The organism is Phenylobacterium sp. (assembly GCF_030681155.1).
Classification (GTDB): Bacteria; Pseudomonadota; Alphaproteobacteria; order Caulobacterales; family Caulobacteraceae; genus Phenylobacterium.
On the sequence record NZ_JAUXXE010000002.1, the window covers coordinates 33,690 to 57,660 of the forward strand.

At 66.2% G+C, this 23,971-nt stretch carries 26 protein-coding genes; 12 read left to right on the plus strand and 14 right to left on the minus strand.

What is annotated here, in order from left to right; all coding sequences use genetic code 11:
- Positions 1–11: 11 nt before the first annotated feature.
- From Q8M13_RS00355 to Q8M13_RS00375, 5 genes are read right to left on the minus strand one after another with little or no spacing between them, the layout of a single operon-like run.
- A complete protein-coding gene (locus Q8M13_RS00355) occupies positions 12–2,945 on the minus strand; it encodes an endoglucanase (RefSeq protein ID WP_305297622.1) in 2,934 nt (977 codons plus the stop codon).
- A gap of 6 nt (positions 2,946–2,951) precedes the next feature.
- Positions 2,952–3,725: a MotE family protein gene (locus tag Q8M13_RS00360; protein ID WP_305297623.1), complete on the minus strand. Its 774-nt coding sequence runs from the start codon at positions 3,723–3,725 to the stop codon at positions 2,952–2,954.
- Positions 3,722–4,243, minus strand: a complete 522-nt coding sequence (locus Q8M13_RS00365) for a DUF6468 domain-containing protein (protein ID WP_305297625.1) — start codon at positions 4,241–4,243, stop codon at positions 3,722–3,724. The genes Q8M13_RS00360 and Q8M13_RS00365 overlap by 4 nt, the downstream gene beginning before the upstream one ends.
- Positions 4,240–5,328, minus strand: a complete 1,089-nt coding sequence (gene fliM / locus Q8M13_RS00370) for a flagellar motor switch protein FliM (protein WP_370869906.1) — start codon at positions 5,326–5,328, stop codon at positions 4,240–4,242. Before fliM ends, Q8M13_RS00365 begins: the two co-directional genes overlap by 4 nt.
- Positions 5,329–5,359: 31 nt before the next feature.
- Positions 5,360–5,950: a flagellar basal body-associated FliL family protein gene (locus tag Q8M13_RS00375; protein WP_305297627.1), complete on the minus strand. Its 591-nt coding sequence runs from the start codon at positions 5,948–5,950 to the stop codon at positions 5,360–5,362.
- Between the two features lie 216 nt (positions 5,951–6,166).
- Between Q8M13_RS00375 and flgF the strand changes: the two genes are divergently transcribed.
- The 6 genes from flgF to Q8M13_RS00405 are packed head-to-tail and all read left to right on the plus strand — an operon-like array spanning position 6,167 to position 10,265.
- A complete protein-coding gene (flgF, locus tag Q8M13_RS00380) occupies positions 6,167–6,904 on the plus strand; it encodes a flagellar basal-body rod protein FlgF (protein WP_305297629.1) in 738 nt (245 codons plus the stop codon).
- 14 nt (positions 6,905–6,918) lie between these two features.
- Positions 6,919–7,707: a flagellar basal-body rod protein FlgG gene (gene flgG, locus Q8M13_RS00385; protein WP_305297631.1), complete on the plus strand. Its 789-nt coding sequence runs from the start codon at positions 6,919–6,921 to the stop codon at positions 7,705–7,707.
- 2 nt (positions 7,708–7,709) lie between these two features.
- On the plus strand, positions 7,710–8,456 hold the full coding sequence (gene flgA / locus Q8M13_RS00390; protein WP_305297633.1) for a flagellar basal body P-ring formation chaperone FlgA: 747 nt from the start codon (positions 7,710–7,712) through the stop codon (positions 8,454–8,456).
- Positions 8,457–8,468: 12 nt separating this feature from the next.
- The gene (gene flgH, locus Q8M13_RS00395; protein WP_305297634.1) at positions 8,469–9,200 is read left to right on the plus strand and encodes a flagellar basal body L-ring protein FlgH; all 732 of its coding nucleotides are present in this window, start codon (positions 8,469–8,471) and stop codon (positions 9,198–9,200) included.
- A gap of 58 nt (positions 9,201–9,258) precedes the next feature.
- On the plus strand, positions 9,259–9,732 hold the full coding sequence (locus Q8M13_RS00400) for a hypothetical protein (RefSeq protein ID WP_305297636.1): 474 nt from the start codon (positions 9,259–9,261) through the stop codon (positions 9,730–9,732).
- A 32-nt stretch (positions 9,733–9,764) separates the two neighbouring features.
- The gene (locus tag Q8M13_RS00405) at positions 9,765–10,265 is read left to right on the plus strand and encodes a hypothetical protein (RefSeq protein ID WP_305297637.1); all 501 of its coding nucleotides are present in this window, start codon (positions 9,765–9,767) and stop codon (positions 10,263–10,265) included.
- Positions 10,266–10,283: 18 nt separating this feature from the next.
- On the opposite strand, the gene dxs is transcribed toward Q8M13_RS00405, so the two are convergent.
- The 5 genes from dxs to Q8M13_RS00430 all read right to left on the minus strand — a co-directional run bounded on the left by dxs (position 10,284) and on the right by Q8M13_RS00430 (position 15,000).
- Complete coding sequence (gene dxs, locus Q8M13_RS00410; RefSeq protein ID WP_305297638.1) at positions 10,284–12,200, minus strand: 1-deoxy-D-xylulose-5-phosphate synthase; 1,917 nt, start codon at positions 12,198–12,200, stop codon at positions 10,284–10,286.
- 27 nt (positions 12,201–12,227) lie between these two features.
- A complete protein-coding gene (locus Q8M13_RS00415; protein WP_305297639.1) occupies positions 12,228–13,106 on the minus strand; it encodes a polyprenyl synthetase family protein in 879 nt (292 codons plus the stop codon).
- Between the two features lies 1 nt (position 13,107).
- Positions 13,108–13,350: an exodeoxyribonuclease VII small subunit gene (locus tag Q8M13_RS00420; RefSeq protein WP_305297640.1), complete on the minus strand. Its 243-nt coding sequence runs from the start codon at positions 13,348–13,350 to the stop codon at positions 13,108–13,110.
- 67 nt (positions 13,351–13,417) lie between these two features.
- Positions 13,418–14,035, minus strand: coding sequence for a phosphoglycerate mutase family protein (locus Q8M13_RS00425; protein WP_305297641.1), 618 nt, complete (start codon positions 14,033–14,035; stop codon positions 13,418–13,420).
- Positions 14,036–14,076: 41 nt separating this feature from the next.
- Positions 14,077–15,000 carry a histone deacetylase family protein gene (locus tag Q8M13_RS00430; protein ID WP_305297642.1) on the minus strand — a complete coding sequence of 308 codons (924 nt, stop codon included), beginning with the start codon at positions 14,998–15,000 and terminating at the stop codon, positions 14,077–14,079.
- Between the two features lie 37 nt (positions 15,001–15,037).
- On the opposite strand from Q8M13_RS00430, the gene Q8M13_RS00435 reads away from it, so the two are divergent.
- Both Q8M13_RS00435 and Q8M13_RS00440 read left to right on the plus strand, forming a co-directional pair.
- On the plus strand, positions 15,038–15,577 hold the full coding sequence (locus Q8M13_RS00435) for a GNAT family N-acetyltransferase (RefSeq protein ID WP_305297643.1): 540 nt from the start codon (positions 15,038–15,040) through the stop codon (positions 15,575–15,577).
- Positions 15,578–15,710: 133 nt separating this feature from the next.
- Positions 15,711–16,220 (plus strand): recombinase family protein, encoded by a 510-nt coding sequence (locus tag Q8M13_RS00440; protein ID WP_305297644.1) that lies wholly within the window; start codon positions 15,711–15,713, stop codon positions 16,218–16,220.
- On the opposite strand, the gene Q8M13_RS00445 is transcribed toward Q8M13_RS00440, so the two are convergent.
- The gene (locus tag Q8M13_RS00445; RefSeq protein WP_305297645.1) at positions 16,217–17,098 is read right to left on the minus strand and encodes a LysR family transcriptional regulator; all 882 of its coding nucleotides are present in this window, start codon (positions 17,096–17,098) and stop codon (positions 16,217–16,219) included. The two genes, Q8M13_RS00440 and Q8M13_RS00445, sit on opposite strands and share 4 nt — an antisense overlap.
- A 95-nt stretch (positions 17,099–17,193) precedes the next feature.
- Here Q8M13_RS00445 and Q8M13_RS00450 point away from each other — a divergent pair, with 95 nt between their 5' ends.
- The 4 genes from Q8M13_RS00450 to Q8M13_RS00465 all read left to right on the plus strand — a co-directional run bounded on the left by Q8M13_RS00450 (position 17,194) and on the right by Q8M13_RS00465 (position 20,648).
- Entirely contained in the window at positions 17,194–18,189 is a 996-nt protein-coding gene (locus tag Q8M13_RS00450; RefSeq protein ID WP_305297646.1) for an aldo/keto reductase, read from the plus strand.
- A 76-nt stretch (positions 18,190–18,265) separates the two neighbouring features.
- The gene (locus Q8M13_RS00455) at positions 18,266–18,622 is read left to right on the plus strand and encodes a MerC domain-containing protein (RefSeq protein WP_305297647.1); all 357 of its coding nucleotides are present in this window, start codon (positions 18,266–18,268) and stop codon (positions 18,620–18,622) included.
- A gap of 119 nt (positions 18,623–18,741) precedes the next feature.
- On the plus strand, positions 18,742–19,932 hold the full coding sequence (locus tag Q8M13_RS00460; RefSeq protein WP_305297648.1) for a VWA domain-containing protein: 1,191 nt from the start codon (positions 18,742–18,744) through the stop codon (positions 19,930–19,932).
- Between the two features lie 62 nt (positions 19,933–19,994).
- The gene (locus tag Q8M13_RS00465; RefSeq protein WP_305297649.1) at positions 19,995–20,648 is read left to right on the plus strand and encodes a TetR/AcrR family transcriptional regulator; all 654 of its coding nucleotides are present in this window, start codon (positions 19,995–19,997) and stop codon (positions 20,646–20,648) included.
- A gap of 15 nt (positions 20,649–20,663) precedes the next feature.
- Here Q8M13_RS00465 and Q8M13_RS00470 read toward each other — a convergent pair whose 3' ends face one another.
- From Q8M13_RS00470 to Q8M13_RS00480, 3 genes are all read right to left on the minus strand, one after another.
- Complete coding sequence (locus Q8M13_RS00470; RefSeq protein WP_305297650.1) at positions 20,664–22,091, minus strand: UdgX family uracil-DNA binding protein; 1,428 nt, start codon at positions 22,089–22,091, stop codon at positions 20,664–20,666.
- Positions 22,091–23,311: a putative DNA modification/repair radical SAM protein gene (locus tag Q8M13_RS00475; RefSeq protein ID WP_305297651.1), complete on the minus strand. Its 1,221-nt coding sequence runs from the start codon at positions 23,309–23,311 to the stop codon at positions 22,091–22,093. Before Q8M13_RS00475 ends, Q8M13_RS00470 begins: the two co-directional genes overlap by 1 nt.
- 87 nt (positions 23,312–23,398) lie before the next feature.
- Positions 23,399–23,905: a DUF1993 family protein gene (locus Q8M13_RS00480; protein WP_305297652.1), complete on the minus strand. Its 507-nt coding sequence runs from the start codon at positions 23,903–23,905 to the stop codon at positions 23,399–23,401.
- Positions 23,906–23,971 lie beyond the last annotated feature (66 nt).

The window sequence follows — 23,971 nt, forward strand, 5'->3', positions numbered from 1 at the left end:
GGTGACCAGCCCTAGCCCTTGGCCGCCGTCGTCGCCGCCGCCGCCTGTTTGGCCGGAGCCGCCGCTGGAGCCTTGGCCGTTCCTACTGGAGCCGGCTTTTCGCGGAACCGCGCCTTCATCTTGTCGACCCAGCCGGCGAAGGCCTCGTTGTCGGCCGTGACGCGGCCGAAGTCGGCCACGCTGAGTTGGCCCGACTGCACGCCCGACAGAGCCACGCGCAGGGCCTCGGGATTGCGGGCCTGATCATAGAAGCCGCCATAGCGCTGCTGGAGACGGGTAAGCGCCGCCTCGTTGCCCGACAGGCTGTAGGCGACGCCGGTGCGAAGAAGTTTGCCCTCGTCCTCCGCCGACAGCGGTCCGCCGGCCTTCCAGCGATCCCCGAGGCTCTTTTCGAACAGGCCCGCCGAGGCGTCCCAATTCTTCTGCTTCCAGAACACCTCGGCGCGAAGGTCCTGCCCCTCGCGGCTGGTGTCGCGCTCGATGACTTCCAGCGCATGATCGTAACGGCCCAGCCCCATCAGCGCCCGGCCTTCGACCAGGCGGCGCTCGGCGTTCAGGGCGGTCGGCAGGACCGTTGTCCGCGAACCGTTGATGGCCTGCAAAGCCTGCTCAGGCTTGCGATCCATCAGGTAGATCACCGCCAGGTCGGTGGCGACCTGGGCGCGCGGCACGCCGTCGAGGCGGTTTTCGGCCTGGTACTTCAGCAACCCCGCGGCCTGGTCGAGCAGGTCGACATCGACCAACCGGCGCACCAGCTTGCGGACCATCAGGTCGCCATCGGCGCCCAGCGGCGTCAGCTCCTGGAAATCGTAGAACATGGCCAGGGCCTGAACCGGCTCCAGCCCGTCGGCGGCCCCGTCCAGGAACAGCGCCCGGAATGCGGCGCCGAGGTCGGCCTGGAGTTGCACGGCTTCAGGCAGGTCGGGCAGGCTGCGCCCGGCCGACCGCAAGGCCTCCAACGCCTCGCGATATCGCCCCTGGCTGAGATAGAGGTGCCCCAGCGCCCGGATGGTCTCGAGCTCGGTGGAGTCGCCACGCCAGCGATAGCGCAACCCCGCAAAAGTGTTGGCCGCCTGAACCGGCGTGATCTTGCCGGTCTCGAGCCTGATCTTGGTCGCGTGCAGGGTGGCCGGAGCTGAGAGCCCCTCGGTCGGCGCGCCGGCGACGGCGGCGTAGATCCGCAAGGCGCGGTCCTTGAAGCCCTGAGCTTCCACCACCTGGGCCTGGACCAGGCGGGTGGCGAGTTCTTCCAGCGGGTCGGTCTTGTCCAGCAAGGCGAGCTTGATGCGGGCGTCGGCGCCGTTGACGTCGCCCAGCGCCAGGGCGGCCTGGGCGTCGGAGCGGGCGAAGCGCGCTTTCCAGACTGGCGAGAACTGGTTGAACGCCTCAGCGCCGGCTCCGAACTGGTTGCGCGCCTCGGGCCACTGCGCCAGTTGCGCGGCGATGTAGGAGCGCCACAGGGCCGCGGCCGGATTGTCGGATAGGATGGCGACCGAGAAGTCGGCCTGCGCCTCCTTGTAGCGACGCGCCATCACCCGAGCCATGCCCCGCAAGGCCCGGAACTCCGGATCCTCCATGATGGCCGGATTGCGCCGGGCCGCCTCGTTCAGGACGCCGATCGCCTCAAAGGACAGTTCCGACCCGACCAGGAACCGGGCCAGCGCCATCCGGGCGCCGACCGGTGCGTCGCGGCCGAGCGCGGCTTCCTCATTGGAGGCCGCCAGCAGGGCGTTGTAGCGCGACAGGAAGCCGCCCGACCCGGTCTTCGGCCAATCTTCATAGTCGATCAGGCCCGGCATCGTAGCCGCCTGGGGCGCGCCGAGATTGGCCTCGATCCGCTCGGCGGCGGCAGAGGCCGGCGACAGCATAAGACCGGCGGGACGGCCGAACTGCACCAGGTCGCCGGCATGCCGAACGCCGAGGTCCTCGATATAGGACTCGACCGCCAGGCCCTGGGCCGACGGCAACAGGGCCATCTGCACGAATTCCCGTCGCGAGGGCAGCCCCTTGGCTGGACCAAGCGCGGTGACCACTGACAGCGTATCGCCGACCGCCGGATCGGCGACCTTCACGACCCGCGTCGTGCCGGCGACGGCAGCCCGCAGGGCGGCCGGACCGCCGGCCTGATCGCGGATCACCTTGATCTGGCCGGGCTGGGCGACCTGAGCTCCTGGACCAAGCGTCACGGTCCAGACCGCGCCCTCGCTTGAGGCGAAGAACGGTGTGCCGGGCGGAGATTCGATACGGACGGCGGTGTAGTCGTCGCCGCGAACCGCACTGAGCCCGCTCATCTGGCGCAGGCCGCGCGGGGCCTTGGAAACGTCGATGGCGGCGGGGGCGTCGAACACCACCCAGACTGCCCCGCCCCGCCGGAACACCGCCGCGCCGTTTGGGTTGGCCCAGGGGAAGGTCAGTTGCACCTGACCGGCCCCGATCTTGGTCTCCATCCGCACGACGCCGCCGGCCGGGACCGGATTGGGTCGCGGCGGCGCGGGAGCGGTCTCGGGCGCCTCGGCCAGAGCCGCCGGCGGAGCCACTGGCTTTGCGACCGGAGGGCGCTCGAACAAATTGACGTAGGTGACCCCGTCGGCGACCCCGACCTTGGCGTCGGCCGTGTCGGTAAGGGTCAGCACCAGTTCCAGGCCGCCGGCCGCGCGCCGCGCTTCAGTGGTCTTCAGCCACTTGGGCGGCGAGACCCGTAGGCGCGAGATGTCCGGATTGGCGTCCCGGCTGAACTTCAGGACCAGGGTCTGGCCATCGCGCCGAGCAACGGCACGCGCGCCCTTGAACTCGATGCGGGAAAAGTCGCGGGCCTGGGCGACGCGCACCTCCAACCCGCCCCCAGCCGCGGCGGTCGCCGCGGGAGCCGCCATCCCTGCAGGCGCGGCGAGGCTGGCGATGGTGATCGCCGCCACGCTGGACCGGAGAGTTTGGCGCAGGCTCACGGGCTATCAGGCCTTGGGCGCGGGGGGCTTGGCGGCGGCCTGACCAGGCGCGGGCGGCGTGGCGACGGCGGCGTTGGCGGCGGCCGCGACGCGCTTGACGTCCGCAAACCGGCCGGCCAGCGCTTCGGTCAGCTTCTTGGCCTCCATCGGCGGCATGGCCGCGATGATCGGCGACAGCGCCCGCTCCTTCATCTTGGCGGCGATCGGCAGGCGCACCGAGTCATCCAGCAGGACCATGCGCGGCGCGGCGTCCTTCGGCTTCATGCCTTCGAACACCTTCACCAGGCGATCGATCTCGGCCTGTTCCTTGGCGTCGGCGTCCACCATCAGCTTGGCGATATCGCCCTTCATGCCGGTCAGCGCCTTGATCTTGGCGTCCAGCTTGGCTTCAGCGGCGGCCATCAAGGCAAGTTGGACATCCATGTCCTGCTCGCGCTTGTCGAGTTGGCCCCGACGCGCGCCCAGGCTTTGCAGGACCTGGAGTTCGGCAGGCGAGAGCCCGGCTTCCTTGGCAAGTTCGGCGGCCGTCGGCGCGCAGACCGCGGCAGGCTTTGCGGCCGGCGGCAGGACGGCGGTGGCCACCGCGTCCTTGGCGGCGCCAGTGGCGGCCTTCGCATCGGGCTTTGCGCCCGGCTTGACGCTATTGGCGGCTTCCTCGGCGAAGGCGCGCGCGCCCGACACCATGTCCGGCAGCGACTGGGCGCCCGACAGCGCATTGATCCCCATGACGCCGACGATGGCGACGCCGACCAGGGGCAGGATGCGGGGCATGTTCTTCATCGGCGGGTTCCGGCGCGCGGCGTCTGGCGCTCAGCGGGTTGTTCGAAAAGGTCGTCGTCGAAATTGACAGCCGGCCGGGCCGGCGGCGCTTCACGCGGGACGCGCGGCGGCGCGCGCTCGGGGCGAGGATCGCGGGCGCCCGACAACAGCGCGCCAAGTCGATGGGTGACACGCTCGACGTCATCGTCCTGGGCCGGCTCCTCGCGGCGAGCCCTTGGGGCTTGCGCGGAAGCTTGCGGCGAAGATTGAATTTGACGGTCGAGCTTGGCGGTCAGGGCGCGGGCCTTCTCGATGCGGTCGGCCAGGGCGTCGTGCGCCTCGTCGGTCGCGGCGCGCAGGTCGGCGAGACCTTGTTCGGCGCGGGCCGCGGCGGCGTCCAGATCTGCGACCGCCTTGGCGAAGCCCTCGTGGCTCTCGCGCAGCGCCTTAAGCCGAGCATTGAGCCGGTAGCCCATCAGCAGGGCCACGACCAGCAGACCGGCCAACATCAGGTTCATGCCGATGGCGACGATGCTCATTTGACCCTCGAGATCGCCTTCTTCGCGTGCGGCGACAGCGGACCGTCGACGCGCACGGCGATGTGGTGATTGCGGCGGCCCATACGGCCGCGGGTGAGCGGGATCGATCCGGCGCGCAGCTCGACCTGGCTGTCGGGCGTGGCGTTCAGCATGATGGTGTCGCCGACCTTGAAGTCGAGCACTTCGCGCAGGCTCATCTGCTGCTCGTCCAGAACGGCGCGAACCTCCATCTGGGTAGTCCAGAGCTCGGTCGCCAAGTGGCCCTCCCAGATATTGTCGCGGCCGAACTTCTCGCCCATGAACTGCTGCAGCAGCATCTTCCGGATGGGCTCGAGGGTCGCATAGGGCAGCAGCAGCTCGATGCGCCCGCCGCGGTCTTCCATATCGATCCGCAGCTTCACCAGGATCGCGGCGTTGGCCGGGCGGGCGATGGCGGCGAAACGCGGATTGGTTTCCAGGCGGTCGAGCGTGAAGGTCACCGGCGTCAGCGGCTCAAAGGCGGCGCGGGCGTCGGCCAGCACCACCTCGACCATCCGCTGGACCAGCACCCGTTCGATGGTGGTGTAGGGCCGCCCCTCGATCCGCATGGCCGCGGTGCCGCGACGGCCGCCCAGCAACACGTCGACGATCGAATAGATCAGGTTGGAATCGACCGTCAGCAGGCCGTAGTTCTCGAGCTCTTCGGCCTTGAAGACAGAGAGGATGGCCGGCAGCGGAATCGAGTTCAGATAGTCGCCGAAACGGATCGACGAGATGTTGTCGAGGCTGACCTCGACGTTGTCCGAGGTGAAGTTCCGCAAGCTGGTGGTCATCAACCGCACCAGGCGGTCGAAGACGATCTCCAGCATCGGAAGGCGTTCGTAGCAAACCAGCGCGGAGTTGATGATCGCCCGGATGCCCGAACGCTCGGCCGCCTCTTCATCCGACAGGTCGAAGCCCAGCAGGCTGTCGATCTCGTCCTGATTGAGGATCCGCTCGGCGCCGCCGCCCAGGCCATCGCTGGCCCCGGCGTTGTCCCAGGTCGATGGGTCGTCAGGGTTCATCGCGCCCTGCATCCCGCCGATGATTTGAGGTTCGTCTTCCATGCGGTGCACGCTGGCCAGGTCCTTGAGGGACCTAGTTGATCAGCATCTCCTCGATGAGCACGGCGTTCACCTTCGAAGGCGCGATCACCAGATTGACCCGGCGCTGGATCTCCATCCGAAGCTGGTAGGAGCCCTGGCTGCCTTGCAGGTCTTCGGGGCGCAGTTCGCGCAGGAAGGTCTGGAACATGTCCTGCAGCCTAGGCATGTTCGGCTCAAGAAGATCCACCGTCGCTTGATCGGGCACTTCCAGGGTCAACTTCAACTTCAGGAAGGTGGCGCGGCCGTCGGCCGTCTGCATGTTCACGACCACATTCGGCATGGTGTAGAACAAGATGCCGTCGGGTCCTTCGCGGACCTCGCCCAGCGTCTTGGCGCCTTCCTTGTCGCCCTTCTTTTCTTTCTCTTTTTTCTTGTCCGGCTTCTTGCCGGCGTGGGCCTCGTCGGGCTTCGGCTTCAGCATCAGGAAGCCGGCGGTCCCGCCGCCGCCCAGAACCAGCACAGCCGCGACGCCGGCGATGATCATCATCTTCGGCGTGAACTTCTTTTTGGCGGGCGCGCCTTCGCCTTCCTCGCCTTCGGCGGGTTCGCCCGCAGGGGCTTCCTTGACCTTGTCCTTGGCCACGCGCGCGCGCTCCTTAGAATCTATACCCGTCTCATCGCCTGCGCATGGTTAAGGATCAGTTTTTAACAGGTGTTAACGCGGGCGATTTCCGTGCCGGGCAATTTTGGCCGACCGGTCGGCGTTAACTTTATTTCTTGTTGTTTTTATTCGTGTTTTAGGTTGGCCCAAACCTTGCTTCCCTGACAGCGACAAATTCGCCGCAGGTTAAGCCTAGCCATGGACAACGCCCTCTACGTCGGACTCTCGCGTCAGATGACGCTGCGCCGCGAACTCGACATCGTGGCCAACAACATCGCCAACGCCGACACCACCGGGTTCAAGGTCGAGAGCCTGATGGTCGAGACCGAGCCTATGGCCCCGGCCCACACCGCCGGCGCGCCGCGTCCGGTAAAGTTCGTGATCGACCGCAGCGTCGGCCGTGACTTCGGCCAGGGCGGTCTGCGCTCGACCGGCGCGACCTTCGACCTGGGCCTCGACGGCAACGGCTTCTTCAAGGTCGGCGCGCCGGACGGCGAGCAGTACACCCGCGACGGTCGCTTCCGGCTGGACGACGCCGGACGCATCACCACCCAGGATGGCCTGCCGCTGCTGGACGAAGGCGGCGGTCCGATCGTCATCGACCCGAAGGATGGGGCAGTGAGCATCGCCCAGGACGGCACCGTCAGCCAGGGCGAGGAAATTCTGGGCAAGGTTGGCGTTGCGCGCTTCGACAACCTGACCGTCCTCGAGAAGGTCGGCGACAACCGCTACCGCAACACCTCAAACGAGCAGCCCGTCGCCGCCCCCGAGGTGGTGATGCACCAGGGCATGCTGGAAGGCTCCAACGTCAAGCCGATCTCCGAGATCACCCGGATGATCCAGGTCACCCGCGCCTATGAGTCCATGGCCAAGATGATGGACGCCAACGCCGAACTGTCCCGCCGCTCGATCGAGCGGATGGGAAAGCTGAACTAAGGAAAGTCTAGTCGATGCAAGCGCTTCGCACCGCGGCGACCGGCATGGCCGCCCAACAGCTGAACGTCGAGGTCATCTCGAACAACATCGCCAACATGAACACTGTTGGCTTCAAGAAGCAGCGCGCCGAATTCCAGGACCTGCTCTACCAGACCATCGAACGGGCCGGCGCGCAGTCGTCCGATCAAGGGACCGTGGTCCCCACCGGCGTTCAGGTCGGCGGCGGGGTGAAGGCCGGTTCGGTCTACCGCATCACCCAGCAAGGAACGATGAACTCCACGGGCAACAAGCTCGATATGGCGATCTCGGGCCGGGGCTACTTCCAGGTGCTGATGCCGACCGGCGAGACCGCCTACACCCGGGCCGGCAACTTCTCGCCCAACGACCAGGGCCAGCTGGTGACCGAAGACGGTTACCTGGTCCAGCCGGCCATCACCATTCCCGAAGACGCCACGGACATCTCGATCTCGAAGAGCGGGCAGGTCCAGGCGGTTCGTTCCGGCCAGACCACGCCGGAGGTGATCGGCAACATCGAACTGGCCACCTTCATCAACGAGGGCGGCCTGGACGCCATCGGCGACAACCTGCTGCTGGAAAGCGCCGCCTCGGGCGCGCCGACCGTCGGCACGCCGGGCACCGAAGGAATTGGCGGCATCAATCAAGGCTATACGGAAGCCTCGAACGTTGACGCCGTGACCGAGATCACCGCCCTGATCGTCGCGCAGCGCGCCTACGAGATGAACTCGAAGGTGATCACCTCGGCCGACGAAATGCTGCGCACCGCCAGCAACATCAGGTCCTAGTCATGAAGCGCCTCCTGATCGCCGCCGCCGCCTTCCTCATCGCCAGCCCCGCCCTGGCCGGGCAGGCCGTGACGCTGAAGGCCCAGACGCTCGACGCCGACGGGATCGTCACCCTGTCGGATCTGTTCGATGGCGCAGGCGCCGCCGGCAAGGTCGTCGTCGCCGCCAAGCCAGGCGTCTCCACCGTGCTCGACGCCGCCGCCGTCCAGACCCTGGCCCGCCGCGCCGGCCTGGATTGGCCCAACGCCGAGGGCCTGCGTCGCATCGTCGTGCGCTCGGGCGCCGATGGCGCCGGCGGTGGTGGAGCTGTCGCCTCGCGCGGCAATGTCGAGGTCCTCACCTATGCCCGCAGCCTCTCGGCTGGCGAGATCGTCCAGCCGCAGGACCTGGTCTGGGGCAAGGCCGCCGTCGCGCCCAGCGACGCACCCGGCGACGCCGATGTCGTCATCGGCTTGGCCGCCCGCCGCCCGCTGCGCGCCGGCGCCGCGGTCTCAGCTCGCGATGTCTCGGCTCCGCAGGTCATCAAGGCCGGCGAACTGATCGTCGTGAACTACCAGGATGGCGGGATCTCGCTGTCGCTCCAGGGCAAGGCGATGGCCGCCGCGGGCCTGGGCGAGACGGTCAGCGTCCAAAACACCACCTCCAAGAAGATCATTCAGGCCGTCGCCAGCGGCCCGGGCGAGGCCGTGGTCGGCCCCGCCGCCGAACAATTCCGCGCCGCGCGCCGCACCCAACTCGCGCTTCGTTAGAGAGCCAGTCCCATGCGCCTTTCGATCCTCGCTCTTCTCGCCCTGGCCCCGCTGGCCGCCTGCTCCACCGTCACCGAGGCGGTGGTGGGCCCCACGCTCGCGCCGGTCGGCTATCCCGCCACCTTGGTCGCCCGCGACCAGCCGACCTTCGTATCGGCACGCGAACCGATGCCCCAGGCGGCGTCGGCCAACTCGCTGTGGCGCACGGGTGCCCGCGCCTTCTTCATCGACCAGCGCGCCAATCGCGTCGGCGACATCCTGACCGTCCAGATCGACATCAACGACAGCGCCCAGACCTCCAACGCCTCCAACAGCAGCCGCACCGCGGGCATGAGTTCGGGCGTCGACAACTTCCTGGGCCTGGAGACGAGCCTGGGTCGCTTCTTCCCCGGCGCCTTCGATCCTTCGAACGCGATCAACACCAACTCGCAGTCGAGCAACCAAGGCTCGGGCGCCGTCACGCGCTCGGAACGGATCTCACTGACCATCGCCGCGGTCGTCACCAACGTCCTGCCGAACGGCAACATGGTGATCCAAGGCACCCAGGAAGTCCGCACCAACGCCGAACTGCGCCAGCTCACCGTGGCCGGCATCGTGCGCCCGGAAGACATCTCCTCGGCCAATACCATCAGGCACACACAGATCGCCGAAGCCCGCATCAGCTATGGCGGCCGGGGCGATATCAGCCGCGTCCAAAAGACCCCCGCCGGCCAGTCGCTGGTGGAGCGCTTCCAGCCGTTCTAACGGCGGAGTTGGATCATTTGGCGCGCGCGGGGGTTCTCCATTCGAAAGGAGCGTCGTCATGCGTCGTCGCGCGATCATCGGACTGGGACTTTCTTGCCTACTCACCGCCTGCACCCACGGGGGCTATGGCGCGGTGGATCTAGGCTGGTCGCTGCACCACGCCGAGGGTGAAGGCGCAAAGCTCGCCTATGGACAGCCCGACAGCGACAACGTCTTGCTGATGATGACCTGCCAGCCCAGGTCCGGTCAGGTGCTGGTCTCCCTGACCGCCCCCGACTCCGTGGGCGTTGAGGCGATTGAGATCGCGTCGAAGGGCCATTCCAGCCGTCTTCCGGGCGCATCTGCCCCCGCCATGACTGAGGGCTCGTCATGGGTCGAAGCCATCACGCCGGCCACCGATCCGGCCCTGCAGAGCTTCGCCCGCACCGGCGACATCGCCGTGATGGAGAACGGCCGCGCCGCGCGCATGCCGGTGCGCCAGGCCGAACGCGCAACGGTCGCTGACTTCTTCGCCGAGTGCCGAGCCGCCTAGAGCCGCCGGAAAGGTGATGCTAGCTTGACGGCATGAAGTTCGCCGTCGCCGCCGCCCTCGCTTCTTTCGTCACCCCGGCCGCCGCCCAAGAGGCCATGGTCTGGGCGGTCGAGACGCCCAAGGACGCTGATGCGGCCTTGCGCTACGCGATCCCCGACACCGACGCTCAACCCATCGCCTTCGCCTGCGTTCGCGGCTCGGGCCAAGTTAAGGTGTTCGCCCAGTTGGCGCGGGAGATCGGCGTGAAAATGGACGCAGGCGGCGCCTGGGTCGACAAGGCTGGGGTGCGTGGTCCCTGGCCGATGAGCGTCGCGCTGAACTCGGAAGGCGCCAACGCGACCCTGCGCGGCCAGATCCATGTCGATGAGGCGACCGGCGGGTCCTTGGCGATCGCCGAATTCTCCACCGCAGCGCCGCTGGCGACGGCGTTCCGCAAGACAGGGCTTGTCACACTGACGGCGGCCGGCGAGACGGTCCAACCCCCGCCCGCGCCAAAGTCGATGGTCCGAAAGTTCCTCGGGGCTTGCAAATAGACTCAGCCGAAACGCGCCTTAGGCGCGTCGGCCAGCCATCGAGTGGTTGTCAACGCCCAGCGCCGACAAGGCGCCATGCACGATGCCTTCGGCGTCGAGGCCAGCATCGGCGTACATGATCTCGGGCTTGTCGTGGTCCTGGAAGATGTCCGGCAGGTTCAGCGTGCGCACCTTCAACCCACGATCAAGCGCGCCGTGCTGGGCCAGGGCCTGAAGTACGAAGGCGCCGAAGCCGCCCATGGCGCCCTCTTCCACCGTGATCAGCGCCTCATGGTCGCGGGCCAGGCGCAGCAGCATGTCGATATCAAGCGGCTTGGCGAAGCGAGCATCGGCGACAGTGGCTGACAGGCCACGCGCGGCCAGCAGGTCAGCGGCCTTCAGGCACTCGGCCAGGCGGGTGCCGAACGACAGGATGGCCACGGCCGTGCCTTCGCGGACGATGCGGCCCTTTCCGATCTCCAGAGGCTCGGCGATCTCGGGGATGGCCACGCCGACGCCCTCGCCACGCGGATAGCGGAAGGCCGAGGGGCGGTCGTCGATGGCCACAGCGGTCGCGACCATGCGCGCCAGATCCGCCTCGTCGGCGGCGGCCATCAGAACCATGCCGGGCAGAGCCCCCATGAAGCCGATGTCGAAGGAGCCGGCGTGGGTCGCGCCATCGGCGCCCACCAGACCCGCGCGGTCCATCGCGAAGCGCACAGGCAGGCCCTGGATCGCCACATCGTGGACGACCTGGTCGTAGCCGCGCTGGAGGAAGGTCGAATAGATCGCGCAGAACGGCTTCATGCCGTCGGCGGCGAGGCCGGCCGCAAAGGTCACGGCGTGCTGCTCGGCGATGCCGACGTCGAACGTGCGCTGCGGGAAGCGTTGGGCGAACAGGTCCAGGCCGGTGCCGGACGGCATGGCGGCGGTCACGGCGATGATCCGTTCGTCGCGCTCGGCCTGCTTGATCAGTTCCTGGGCGAAGACCTTGGTGTACTGCGGGGCGGCCGGCTGGCTCTTGGCTTGCTGGCCGGTGACGACGTCGAACTTGGCCACCGCGTGCAGCTTGTCGGCGGCGCTCTCGGCTGGCGCGTAGCCCTTGCCCTTCTGCGTCACCACATGGACCAGGACCGGTTTGTCCTTGATCTCACGGACATTTTTCAGGATCGGCACCAGGGCTTCGAGGTCATGACCATCGATCGGGCCGACATAGTAGAAGCCCAACTCCTCAAACAGTGTGCCGCCGGTGACCATGCCCCGAGCGTATTCCTCGGCCTTGCGGGCAGCTTCCTGCAGCGGCTTGGGCAACACCTTGGCGACCGACTTGCCGACCTTGCGCAGCGACTGATAACCGCCGCCGGACACCAGCCGGGCCATATAGGCGCTCATCCCGCCGACCGGCGGGGCGATCGACATGTCGTTGTCGTTGAGGATGACGGTGAGTTGGCCTGTGGTCTCGCAGGCGTTGTTCATGGCCTCATAGGCCATGCCGGCGCTCATCGAGCCGTCGCCGATCACCGCAACCACGCTGTTGTGCTTGCCATGCGCGTCGCGCGCCGCGGCGAAGCCGAGCGCCGCGGAAATCGAAGTCGCCGCGTGGGCCGCACCGAACGGGTCGTATTCGCTCTCGCTGCGCTTGGTGAAGCCGGAGAGACCGCCGCCCTGGCGCAGGGTGCGGATACGGTCGCGCCGACCGGTCAGAATCTTGTGCGGATAGGCCTGGTGGCCGACATCCCAGATCAGGATGTCGTCAGGCGTTTCATATACATGGTGCAGCGCCACGGTCAGTTCGACCACGCCCAGGCCCGCGCCGAAGTGGCCACCGGTCTGCGAGACGGCGTCGATCATTTCGGCGCGCACTTCGTCAGCGAGCTGCCGAAGTTCAGCGGAATTGAACCCGCGCATGTCCCGGGGATACGAGACCTTGTCGAGCAGAGGCGTGACTGGCGGCATGTCTAAACGAATGTTGCTGCTTTGAATTTAGTTTCGGCGATCTAGCACGAAATCCACGCTGGCCCGCAGGAATTCGGCCCTTGAGCCGAAAGGGTCCAGGTGTGCTTTGGTCTGCTCGGCCAGAAGACTTAGGCGCTCGCGCGCGGCTTCCGCCCCCAGCAGGGTGACATAGTTGGCCTTGCCCTTGTCAGCGTCCTTGCCGGCTTTCTTGCCAAGCGCGGCGCTGTCACCCTCGGCGTCCAGCAGGTCGTCCACGATCTGATAGGCCAGGCCGATGTCCTGGGCGAAGGCCATCAGGGCGTGGCGTTCGGCCTCGCCCGCATGGGCCATGATCAGCGGCAGTTCGAAAGACACTGCGATCAAGGCGCCGGTCTTCAATCGCTGCATGCGCGCGACCGCGCCGAGGTCATCGCGCACGCCCAGCATGTCGATCATCTGCCCCCCGCACATGCCCCGAGCGCCGGAGGCCAGGGCCAGGCGCAGCACCATCTCAGCCCGGACATTGCCGTCCTTGTGGGTGTCGGGATGAGCGAGGATCTCGAAAGCCACAGTCTGCAGAGCGTCGCCGACGAGCACGGCGGTCGCCTCGTCATAGGCCTTGTGGACGGTCGGCCGGCCACGGCGCATGTCGTCGTCGTCCATACAGGGCAGGTCGTCATGGACCAGGCTGTAGGCTTGGATGCACTCCAGCGCGCAGGCGGCGCGCAGCACTGCGCGCTCGTCCAGGTCGAACATCCTGCCGGTTTCGATGGCGAAGAACGGGCGCAGGCGCTTGCCGGGCCCCAGCGCCGCATAGCGCATGGCTTCGGTCAGGCGGGCCTCCGGTCCCTCGGCGCGATGCAGCAACTCGTCGAGCGCCACCGTCACCAGATCGGCGGCCTCGGCTACACGCTGTGCAAGGGCCATCTCAGTTGAACTCGGCCGGCTCGACGCCCACCTGGCCACCGGCTCCCACCACGATCTTCTCGACCCGCAGGCGCGCGGCCTCCAGGCGCTTCTCGCAATGCGCCTTCAGCAGGGCGCCGCGTTCATAGAGTTCGATGGACTGCTCCAGCGGGGCCTGGCCGGATTCCAGTTGACCGACAATGCGTTCCAACTCCGCGAGAGCCTGTTCGAAGGACAGGGCATCGATGTCGGCGACGTCGGCCATTTGGAAAAATCCTTAAGAAGCAAGCACGTTAGAGACGGGGATCGGCAGCCGCAACGCCCGAAAGGCGTCAGCTGCGCTCGAAACGGCGGGTGGACCAGTACTTCCAGCCCTGGTTGGCCGTCAGTCGCCAACCCCGCTTACGCAGCGATCGACCGACCATGAAATTGAAGAAGCCATGCGCCAGCACCACGACGTCCTGCCCCTGTTCCGCCAATTCGACGATCAGGTCGGCGGCCTGGTCGGCGCGGGCTTCGGCCTCGGCGCGGGTCTCCTGGCCGGCGTGGTGATTGAAGAACCACCACCAGAAGCGGGCCGTGAACCCCCACACCTTGGGCGACATCTTCAGGAAGCCAGGGAAGCCCGGCGCGGGCAGCGGCGCCTCGACGAAGATCGGATTACGGGCGAACTCGCGGCCCCCCACCAGGGCCTGGGTGCTTTCGATCGAGCGCCTGCGCACCGAAGAGATGATGACGTCGGCCTTGGCGGCCTGCTCCAGCAACTCGCGCGGCGGCGTCTGGCCCGGCCGGATTCCCAGTTCCTCGTAGCGTCCCCAATAGTCCTCATAGCCACGCGCGTTCAGCATCACGTCGCGCGCGATGTCGGGCTCGCCATGGCGCGCCAGGATAATCGAGCCCGGACGGGTGGCTACGGTTTTTGGAAGGTCGGCGGTCAAAGCGTCGGCCATATCATTCGAAGGCCCAGATTCGAGCAACCCGGACTCGCCCTTCACCCCTGCGAGAGAGCCTGAACGTGCGCGAGTGCAGAACGGCCTAGAGCTTCCAGGTCGTAACCGCCCTCGAGCGAGGAAACAACCCGGCCGCTGCTATGAGCCTGCGCAACACTCATGATCGCCCGCGTCGCCCAGGCGAAATCCTCCGCCTCCAGGCTTTGACTGGAATCGCCGATCGGGTCGCGCACATGGGCGTCGAAGCCGGCCGAAACGATGATCAGGTCAGGGGCGAAGGCGTCGACATGCGACATCAAGCCCTCGAATTCCTTGCGCCATGCTTCGCGCGGCGCGCCGGGCGCCACCACGGCGTTCCTGATGTTGCCGGGAACCGGCTCGGACGGATGGCCCGTACCCGGCCACATCGGCCACTGCTGGACCGAGGCGAAGAACAGATCCTCGCGCCCGCCGAACACCGCCTGGGTGCCATTGCCGTGATGGACATCGAAATCGACGACGGCGACCCGTTGCAGTCCCGCCTCCTGCGCGGCCCGCGCGGCGATGGCGACATTGGAGAAAATGCAAAAACCCATCGGCAGGGCCGGCTCGGCATGGTGCCCGGGCGGCCGCACGGCGCAAAAGGCGCGCTGCACCTGGCCCGAGGCGACATCCCGCACCGCTTGGACGACCGCGCCCGCGGCGCGGCGGGCCGCGATGAGACTGCCGGGCGACATATAGGTGTCGTCGTCAAGCCGGAGGGTCCCGGCGCGGGGCGCGGCGTCAAATATCCCGTCGACGTAGCTACCCCTGTGGGCCAGCTCCAGATCCGCGCGGGTCACCAACGGCGCGTCATGCGGGGCCAGCCGCAGGTCGCTGTCAGCCAGGGCGTCCAGAACCGCCGTCAGCCGCGCCGGCCGCTCGTGATGGCCCTGCCCTGGACGATGGTCCAGCATGTCGGGATGGGTGTAGAGGGCGGTGTCCATGGAATCTCACCCTAACCTACCGAGGCCGCTAAGCCGAATGCAGGAACCTGTGATCCGCCGCGCCGACGTCACCGATGCTCGAGCTGTCGCCCAAATCGGCGCGCGAACCTTCAGCGAGACGTTCGCTCATCTTTATCCGCCCGAAGACCTCGCCGGGTTCCTGGCCGAAGCCTATGGCCTCGAGCAGACGAAAGCCGATCTGGCCGATCCCAAAAAGGCGATTTGGCTGGTCGAAACCGGCGGACACGTCGTCGGTTATGCGCTGGCCGGCCCTTGCGCCCTCCCCCACGCCGAGGTCACTCCCGCATGCGGCGAACTCAAGCGGTTCTACTTGTTGAAGTCCTCGCAGAATGGCGGTGTCGGCGGTCGCTTATTTGCCGAAGTCATGGCGTGGCTGGAGCGAGACGGGCCGCGCGACCTGTGGATCGGCGTCTGGTCTGAGAACCTCGGGGCCCAGAGATTCTATGCTCGGCATGGCTTCGCCAAGGTTGGGGAGTACGGCTTCAAGGTGGGCTCGACCGTCGATCACGAGTTCATTCTGAGGCGTGTTGCGCAAACAAATTCCACCATTGCGTGAGCTTCGCACTTCCGGTTGCAGGATTTGTTGAATAATTGAAGGCAATTAGAGAAATATTGCTGCGATTTAACAACCTAGACTTTGACGTTGACGTTACATTTTGTCAGGTTCCCGCCAATCATCGCAGTAGCTTGTGGCGACGGGTGGGATGCTGAAAATTGGTTATGTGCGCCTGCGCGACGAGCGCTCGGCGCAAGACACGGCAGTACTGAAAACGATCGGGTGTCATGTGGTCCGGGCTGAAGAGCCCGCCGGGCCGGTGGCGGACGGGGCGGCAGTGCTGACTTCGATTCTGGACTTCATCGGCGAAGGCGATCAGCTCGTCGTCACCCGCCTGAATCACCTTGCGGCCTCCAGCCGTGATCTTCTCGACGTCATCGATAGGCTTGAGGCGCGTTGCGCGACCCTTTTCGTCGTTGAATCCGAAATCTGCAGCCAAGGCGAAGGCGGCCGCGCGCTGCGCGCGGCGCTGGAGGCGGTAGCTTCAGTCGAGCCTCCGGGCGGCGCTCGTCGCCGCAAAGAGGCTCCGACGGACGATATCCGGGCCTTGCAGGCCGCCGGCGTCGGCCCGGTGGAGATCGCACGGCGCCTTGGCGTGTCGCGCATGACGGTTTGGCGCAAGTTGAAGGCGATGCCGGCCTAAGACGCCCGCTGCTTCATGAAATCGATGAACGCGCGCAACGCGCTCGGCACGTCGCGGCTGGGATAATAGAGGAACGGCGCGGGGAATGGCGGCAGCCAATCCTCCATGACGCTCACCAGTCGACCCGCCGCAATATGTTCGCGCACCTGACCTTCAAAGGCCGAGCAGAACCCTACGCCGTCCAACGCCGCCCGCAGGAGTAGCGACAGGCTAGTGGTCACCAGCCGCGCCTCCGGTTCGATCTTGGTGGTCACCCCGTCTCGCTCGAAATCCCACGCTGGCATGACCCCGCTCGGGAAACGTATTCTCACACACGGCTTGGTCAGCAGGTCGCGGGGCGCGGACGGCGCGCCGTACTGGGCGATCACCTCCGGGGCCGCGACCAAGGCGTAACGTTGCGGCGCGCCGAGCGAGATGGCGATCATATCCTGCGCCAGGCTTTCGTCCCATCGCACCCCGGCGTCGAAGCCCGCCTTGACGATGTCGACAAAGGCCGCTTCGGCGACGATCTCCAGCCGGACCTTCGGGTACGTCGCCAGGAATTCGGCGACCAGCGGCGCAAGGATCAGTTCGACCGCCGGCTCCGGCGCGTTGATCCGGACGGTTCCCGCCGGCTCTCCGGGTTCATCGGCGACCTGATCGACCGCCGCGGCGATCTCCAAAAGGGCCGGCGACAACCGGTCCAGCAGGCGCTGGCCCGCCGCGGTGGGCGCGACGCTGCGTGTGGTCCTGTTCAGCAGCCTCACGCCGAGCCGCGCCTCGAGATCTCGCACGCTCTTCGACATGCTGGAGGGCGCGACGCCACGCTTGGCCGCCGCCCGGCGAAAGCTGCGATGACGGGCGACAGCGGCGAAGGCGTCGAGATCGGCCAAATTCATTGTGCGAAATCCCGAACAGTTTGTTCTGAACTATGCAGATTATCGCACAGCCAACGGGGCGCCACCTTCTCCTCAGCTTCGTGAAGGATCACCCGATGAACATTCGCAAACTGGGCGCCGCCGGCCCCGCCACCTCCGCCCTCGGCCTCGGCTGCATGGGCATGTCCGACCTCTACGGCCCCTCTGATCGCCAAGAGAGCCTCGCCACGATGGCGGCGGCCATGGACGCCGGGATCACCCTGCTCGACACCGGCGACTTCTATGGAATGGGCCACAATGAGATGCTGATCGCCGAAGGCCTCAAGGGCCACCGGCGGGAGGACCTCATCATCAGCGTCAAGTTCGGCGCTCAACGCGGGCCGGACGGAATGTGGCTCGGCTACGACGCCAGCCCCAAGGCGCTGAAGGCCGCGGCCGCCTACAGCCTGAAACGGCTGGGGGTCGACTATATCGACGTCTACCGCCCCGCGCGCCTGGACCCGGCGGTTCCCATTGAGGACACGGTGGGAGCCATCGCAGACCTGGTGAAGGCTGGCTACGTCCGCCATATCGGTCTCTCTGAGGTCGGCGCCGACACCATTCGCCGCGCCGCAGCCGTCCACCCGATCGTCGACCTGCAGATCGAATACTCGTTGATCTCACGCGGGATCGAGGACGGGATCCTCGCGACCTGCCGCGAGCTGGGCGTCGGGATCACCGCCTATGGGGTCCTAGCCCGCGGCCTGATCAGCGGTCACTGGACAAAGGACCAACCTGCGGCGGGAGATTTCCGCAGCATGAGCCCGCGGTTCCAGGGCGAAAATCTCGATCACAACCTGAGCCTGGTCGAGGCTCTGCGTAGCGTCGCCGCAGACAAGGGCGTCACCGTCGCGCAGATCGCCATCGCCTGGGTGCTGGCGCAGGGCGACGACATCATCCCGCTGGTCGGGGCCCGCCGCCGCGATCGCCTGACCGAAGCCCTTGGGGCGCGGACCTTCGAACTTACCCCCACCGACCTGGCGGCTATTGAGGCGGCGGCTCCGAAGGGCGCGGCGGCCGGCGAGCGCTACCCAGCTCCCCAGATGGCGACCCTGGACAGCGAAAAGTCATGACGGCTGGTTGACGCGATACGTTATAATATTACATAAGACTGGCCGCGACGATGACGGCTAGCCGAGTGAGGGACTTTTGAAGACCGCTTCCACGTCTCTCCTCGATGCTTCAGCCATCAGCCTGTCGGGCCTCTGCCTGGCTCACTGCCTGGCCCTCCCCCTGGTCGCCGCCTTCTCCCCCCTCCTGGCGGCCTGGGCGGAGGCCGAGTGGGTCCATGTCGCGGTGATTGTCATGGCGGCGCCGCTTTCGGCCATGGCCCTCTGGCGACGCGGCCAACGGCCGGCGGTGATCGCGCTGGCGCTCGGCGGCCTGTCTCTGATGGGCCTCGGGATCTGGCCGTTCCATGCCCATGAGACCGCGCTGACCGTGTCCGGCAGCCTGCTGCTGGCCCTCGCCCACGTCTTCAACTGGAAGCGGCGGCACGCGCACTAATCACTGGGCGACATGCGGCGAAAGCCAGCGGTCCGCAAGGCGTGCTGGACAACGGCGGTCGGCGGCTTCATCTTCGGAAGTCAAACACCTGTTCGTCCCCCTATTTGGGAAGCCTGCCCATGTTTATGCGCTTTTTCACCGAGCTGCGCGAAGCCAAGGTCCCGGTGTCGCTGAAAGAGTACCTCATGCTGATGGAGGCGCTCGATAAGGTCGTCATCGATCGCAACGTGGAAGACTTCTACTACCTCGCCCGCTCGGCGCTGGTGAAGGATGAGAAGAACCTCGACAAGTTCGACCAGGTGTTCGGCCAGGTCTTCAAGGGCCTGGACAAGACCCAGGGCGTCGGGACGGCCGATATTCCCGCCGAATGGCTGAAGCGAATTTCCGATCAGTTCCTCACTGACGAGGAAAAGGCCCAGATCGAGGCCATGGGCGGCTTCGACAAACTGATGGAGGCCCTCGCCGAACAAATGCGCAAGCAGCGCGAAGAGGGCGATGGCGACGGTGAAGGCAAGGGCCAGAACGGCCAGAAGGGCGACGGCAGCTCACCGTTCGGCGCCAATGGCTATCACCCTGAAGGTATCCGCATCGGCCAGGACAAGGGCCGTCACGGCAAGGCCGTGAAGGTCTGGGACAAGCGCGAATACAAGAACCTCGACGACAGCGTCGAGCTCGGCACCCGCAACATCAAGGTCGCCCTGCGCCGACTGCGCAAATGGGTCCGCGAAGGCGCCGCCGAGGAACTGGATATGAACGGCACCATCCGCGGCACCGCGGAAAAGGGCTATCTGGATATCCATCTGCGCCCGGAACGCCGCAATAAGATCAGCGTGCTGATCTTCTTCGACATTGGCGGCTCGATGGATAGCCACATCAAAATTTGTGAGGAGCTGTTCTCGGCCGCGCGAAGCGAGTTCAAGAACATGGAGTTCTACTACTTCCACAACTGCCTCTATGAGAATGTGTGGAAGGACAATCGGCGCCGTCACGCCGAGAAGCTGAACACCTGGGACATCCTCCACAAATATTCCAGCGATTACAAAGTCATATTCGTTGGCGACGCGACCATGAGCCCCTACGAAATCACCTATCCGGGTGGTTCGGTGGAGCACTGGAATGAAGAGGCCGGCGCGATTTGGATGGATCGGGTCGCGGGCATCTACGAAAACATGATCTGGCTGAACCCCACCGCCGAACGGCATTGGGACTACACCCCCTCCATCGAGGTCATGAAGCAACTGGTCGGCGACCGCATGTTCCCCCTGACCATTGAAGGGTTGGACAAGGCCATGCGGGAACTGTCGCGCTAGCGCGCCGCATCGCGGTTTGTGTCACACCTGCTAAGCTGATGTGACATTTGAGAGATTCGCCAGTGGACACCGTCAAGGTCGACGATACCGGAGAGGCCCACGAGGCCGCCACCAAGGCGGCGGTCTTCTGCGCGGCTGAACGGCTGTTCGCGCTGCACGGCTTCCAGAACGTCTCGGTCCGCGACATCACCGCCGACGCGGGCGTGAATCTCGCCTCGGTGAACTACCACTTCGGGTCAAAAGACGCGCTGTTGTTCGAGATCTTCCGCCGGCGCACGGCGGAGCTGAACCGCGAACGTGCCCGGATGCTGCACGAGGCAAATGACCGCAACGCCGGCAAGCCGCCGGTGCGCGAAATCCTTGAGGCCCTGTTCGCCCCGCCGTTGAAATGGGCCTCCCCCGACAACGACCGGCGGATCTCGGTGCAGTTCATCATTCGCTCGCGCAGCGAAGGCACCGCCGAAATGCGCGAGGCTCTGACCAACGACGTCAGCCATCTGGCGCGGTTCTCCGACGCCCTCATCGCGGCCTGCCCCGACCTGCCGCGCGAGACCGTCTACTGGCGGCTGCACTTCTGCCTTGGCATGGTCCACAACAACCGCTTCGCCGAGTTCGACCGCCTGCATGTGCTGTCGGACGGCGCGACCCGGGAGGGCGATGTAGACGCCCTGCTCAAACGAATGCTCGACTTCGCCGAGGCTGGCTTCCAGGCCTGACTCTTCGCCTCGCGGCTAGGCGGCGAGATTCCAAGCAAACTTCAGATCCTCGACGAAGGCCGCATAGGCCCTGGCTTTTTCCTGCGCGTCAGGGACCCGCAGTAGAAACGACGGATGATAGGTGACCACGCCCTGGGCCTGGTCGGCGAGTTGAAACGCATGGCCGCGCGCCTTGCCGATCGGAGTGGGCTTCCCGCACACCGCCAACGCCGCCGTGGCCCCCAGCGCGACAATCACCCGCGGCCGTACGATCCGGCGCTCGGCGTCCAGCCACCAGCGGCACGCCGTGACCTCCGATGTCTTGGGCGTCTGGTGAATACGGCGCTTACCCCGCAACTCGTGCCGGAAGTGTTTCACGGCGTTCGTCACATAGAGCTCGGCCCGCGGAACGCCCGCCTCAGCCAGAGCCTGGTCCAGAACCTTGCCGGCCGGGCCGACAAAAGGTTGACCGGCCAGATCTTCCTGGTCGCCGGGCTGCTCGCCCACGATCATCAGCCTGGCCTTGGCAGGCCCCTCCCCGGCCACGCCCTGAGTCGCATCGCGCCACAGGTCGCAGCGGCGGCAGAAATCGACGCCCGCCACAACCTCTTCCAGGGACGTCGGCGCGCCTTCCTCAAATGACGCATCCCGCGACAGGCGCTGGGCCTGACGCACCACACGGCGATTGGGTTCGGATGGCATTTGCCTGACCATGGCCGAGGTACGGTCCTCTGCGGCTTTGACCAGTTCGGGAATGAGCCCGGCCTCGGGCAGGTTCCGCCAATAGCGCTTGGGCATCTCGCGCTGCATAGCGCCCACCTTCAGACGAGCAGGGTTGAAGGTGGAGGCGTAATAGGTGCGCCAATAATCCTCCAGGGCGTCCTCGCTTGGAGCATCCGCTGGGTCGGCGCCCGGCGTAAACGTCAGCAGCACCTTGTCCCAGTGGGCGCAGCGATCAGGCGTCAGAATGGACCAGTTCATGTTGGCGTAGCGGCGGGCAAAGAAGGGCGCGGCGGCCTCGGCCACTCGGTGGGCCGGCTCGAACCAGGCCACATAGGTATCCTCGTCCGCGCCCTTGACCTGCCGAAAACGGACAAAGGCCTTCATCTTGTGGATCGCCTTCGACACCGCGCCGGCCATGTCCCGGGCGCGGGCGACGTCGGGATCCGAAGCGATATGCATCAGGTTAGGCTCGTTCGCGAGCCGCCACAGCAAGCGATACAACAGAGCGAACCGCTCGCCCGAGCTATGCAGAACCACCTGTTCGGCGACCTCGACGAACTCTCGCGGAACGGTGAAGCTTGCTGCAGCGGTTGCCGGCTCCGTGGTCTGACCAAACAGATCCCCGCCGCCGTCCACGGTCCAAAGCGCGTCCTCCGGCGACACATCAGCCCCGCGAAGAAGTCGCGCGGCTCGCCGCCAACCATCGAAGTCAGTTTCCGAGGCGAGGCGTACGACCTGCATCAGAACAGGCTCAACTGCTGGGGCGCGATATGGGTCCGCAAGTCGGCGCGGTCGGTCAGCGAACCTGGACGCCAGTCGTCGGTGATGATGAAGGGCCGCACCTTGTCGAGGCCGCGCGTCAGGCGCTTCACATCCTCAAGGGTCAAGCGCTTGTAGCGGCGGATCTCGATCATCCGATCGACGCTTTTGACGCCCAGCCCCGGCACCCGCAGCATCGGCTCGCGATCGGCCTTGTTCAGATCTACCGGGAACCGCGCCCGGTTTTTCAGGGCCCAGGCCAGCTTGGGGTCAATGGCCAGGTCCAGGTTTTCATCGCCGCTGGCGATTTCAAGCGCCTCGAAACCGTAGAACCGCATCAGCCAATCGGCCTGATAGAGCCTATGCTCGCGCATCAACGGCGGCCGGACGGGAGGCAGGCGCGACGTGGTGTCCGGGATCGGACTGTAGGCGGAATAGTAGACCCGTCGCATGCCGTAGGCCCCGTAGAGGCCGGCGCTGCGTGACAGGATTTCGCCGTCGCTAGCGGCGTCGGCGCCGACGATCATCTGGGTCGACTGGCCCGCGGGCGCGAACTTCGGCGGCTTGGCCTTGATCGCCTTGTCGGTGGTTTCCTCGATCCCCAAGCGCACAGAGCCCATGGCTTTGCGAATGCCCTTGGCGTCCTTTTCCGGCGCGAGGTCGGCCAGGCTGTCGTCCCGAGGTAGCTCGATATTGATCGACACCCGATCGGCATAAAGCGCGGCCTGGTTGACCAGGGCGGGCGAAGCTTCTGGGATGACCTTGAGGTGGATATAGCCGCGAAAGTCGTGGTCGAGCCGCAGCGACTTGGCCACGCGCACCATCTCTTCCATCGTGTAGTCGGCGTTGCGGATGATCCCCGAGGACAGGAACAACCCCTCGATGTAGTTCCGCTTGTAGAAGCCGAGGGTGAGGTCGACGACCTCCTTAACGGTGAAGCGGGCGCGGCGCGTGTTCGAAGTCACCCGGTTCACGCAATAGACGCAGTCATAGACACAGAAGTTGGTCAGCAGAATCTTCAGAAGGCTGATGCAACGGCCATCGGGAGCATAGGCGTGGCAGATACCCATCCCCTCGGTCGAGCCGACGCCCTTACCGCCCACCGAGTCGCGCTTGGTCGTGCCTGAGGACGCGCAGGAGGCGTCGTATTTCGCGGCGTCCGATAGGATCGCGAGCTTCTGCTTGAGGTCCAGGCTTGCCATGCCTCAAGCTAATGTTCTCATTCTGTTCCGTCCAGTCCCCATCCGGGGATGGGACCGAGGAGCCCAGCCCCTCGGTCCCTCAGACCGCTAGGCCGCACCCAGGAAGACGCGCTTGCCGACCTCGACGCCGTTGTGGCGCTGGATCGCGTAGGCGGTGGTGATGTGGAAGTAGAAGTTCGGCATCGCCTGCTCAAGCAGGTAGGCCTGCCCCTTCACGATGCTGGTCTCACCGCGGCGCACCAGGCTGATGTCGCGCTCTTCGGAGCCGTCGATCTGAGCCGCGTCGAGGGTGCGGAGGAAGGCGATGGTCTTGTCGACCCGGGCCTTCAATTCCTCAAAGCTGGTTTCGCTGTCCTCATAAGCAGGGAACTCGACGCCAGCCAGACGCGCGGCGCCGCCCTTGGCGAAGTCGGTGGCGATCTGAACCTGACGGGCGAAGGGGAACATGTCCGGATAGAGCCGCGCCTGCAGCAGGGCGGCCGGGTCGATCTTGCGTTCAGCGGCGTGGGCCGCGGCCTTGTCGATCACCCCGCCAAGACCGGTGAGGCCCTGGATGAAGACGGGGACCGAGGCCTGATACATGGAAAGGGTCATGACTGCTCCAGCGGGTCCAAGCGACTCGCGAGCCGGTTCTATAGGCGCGGCCGCGCGACGTCCCCT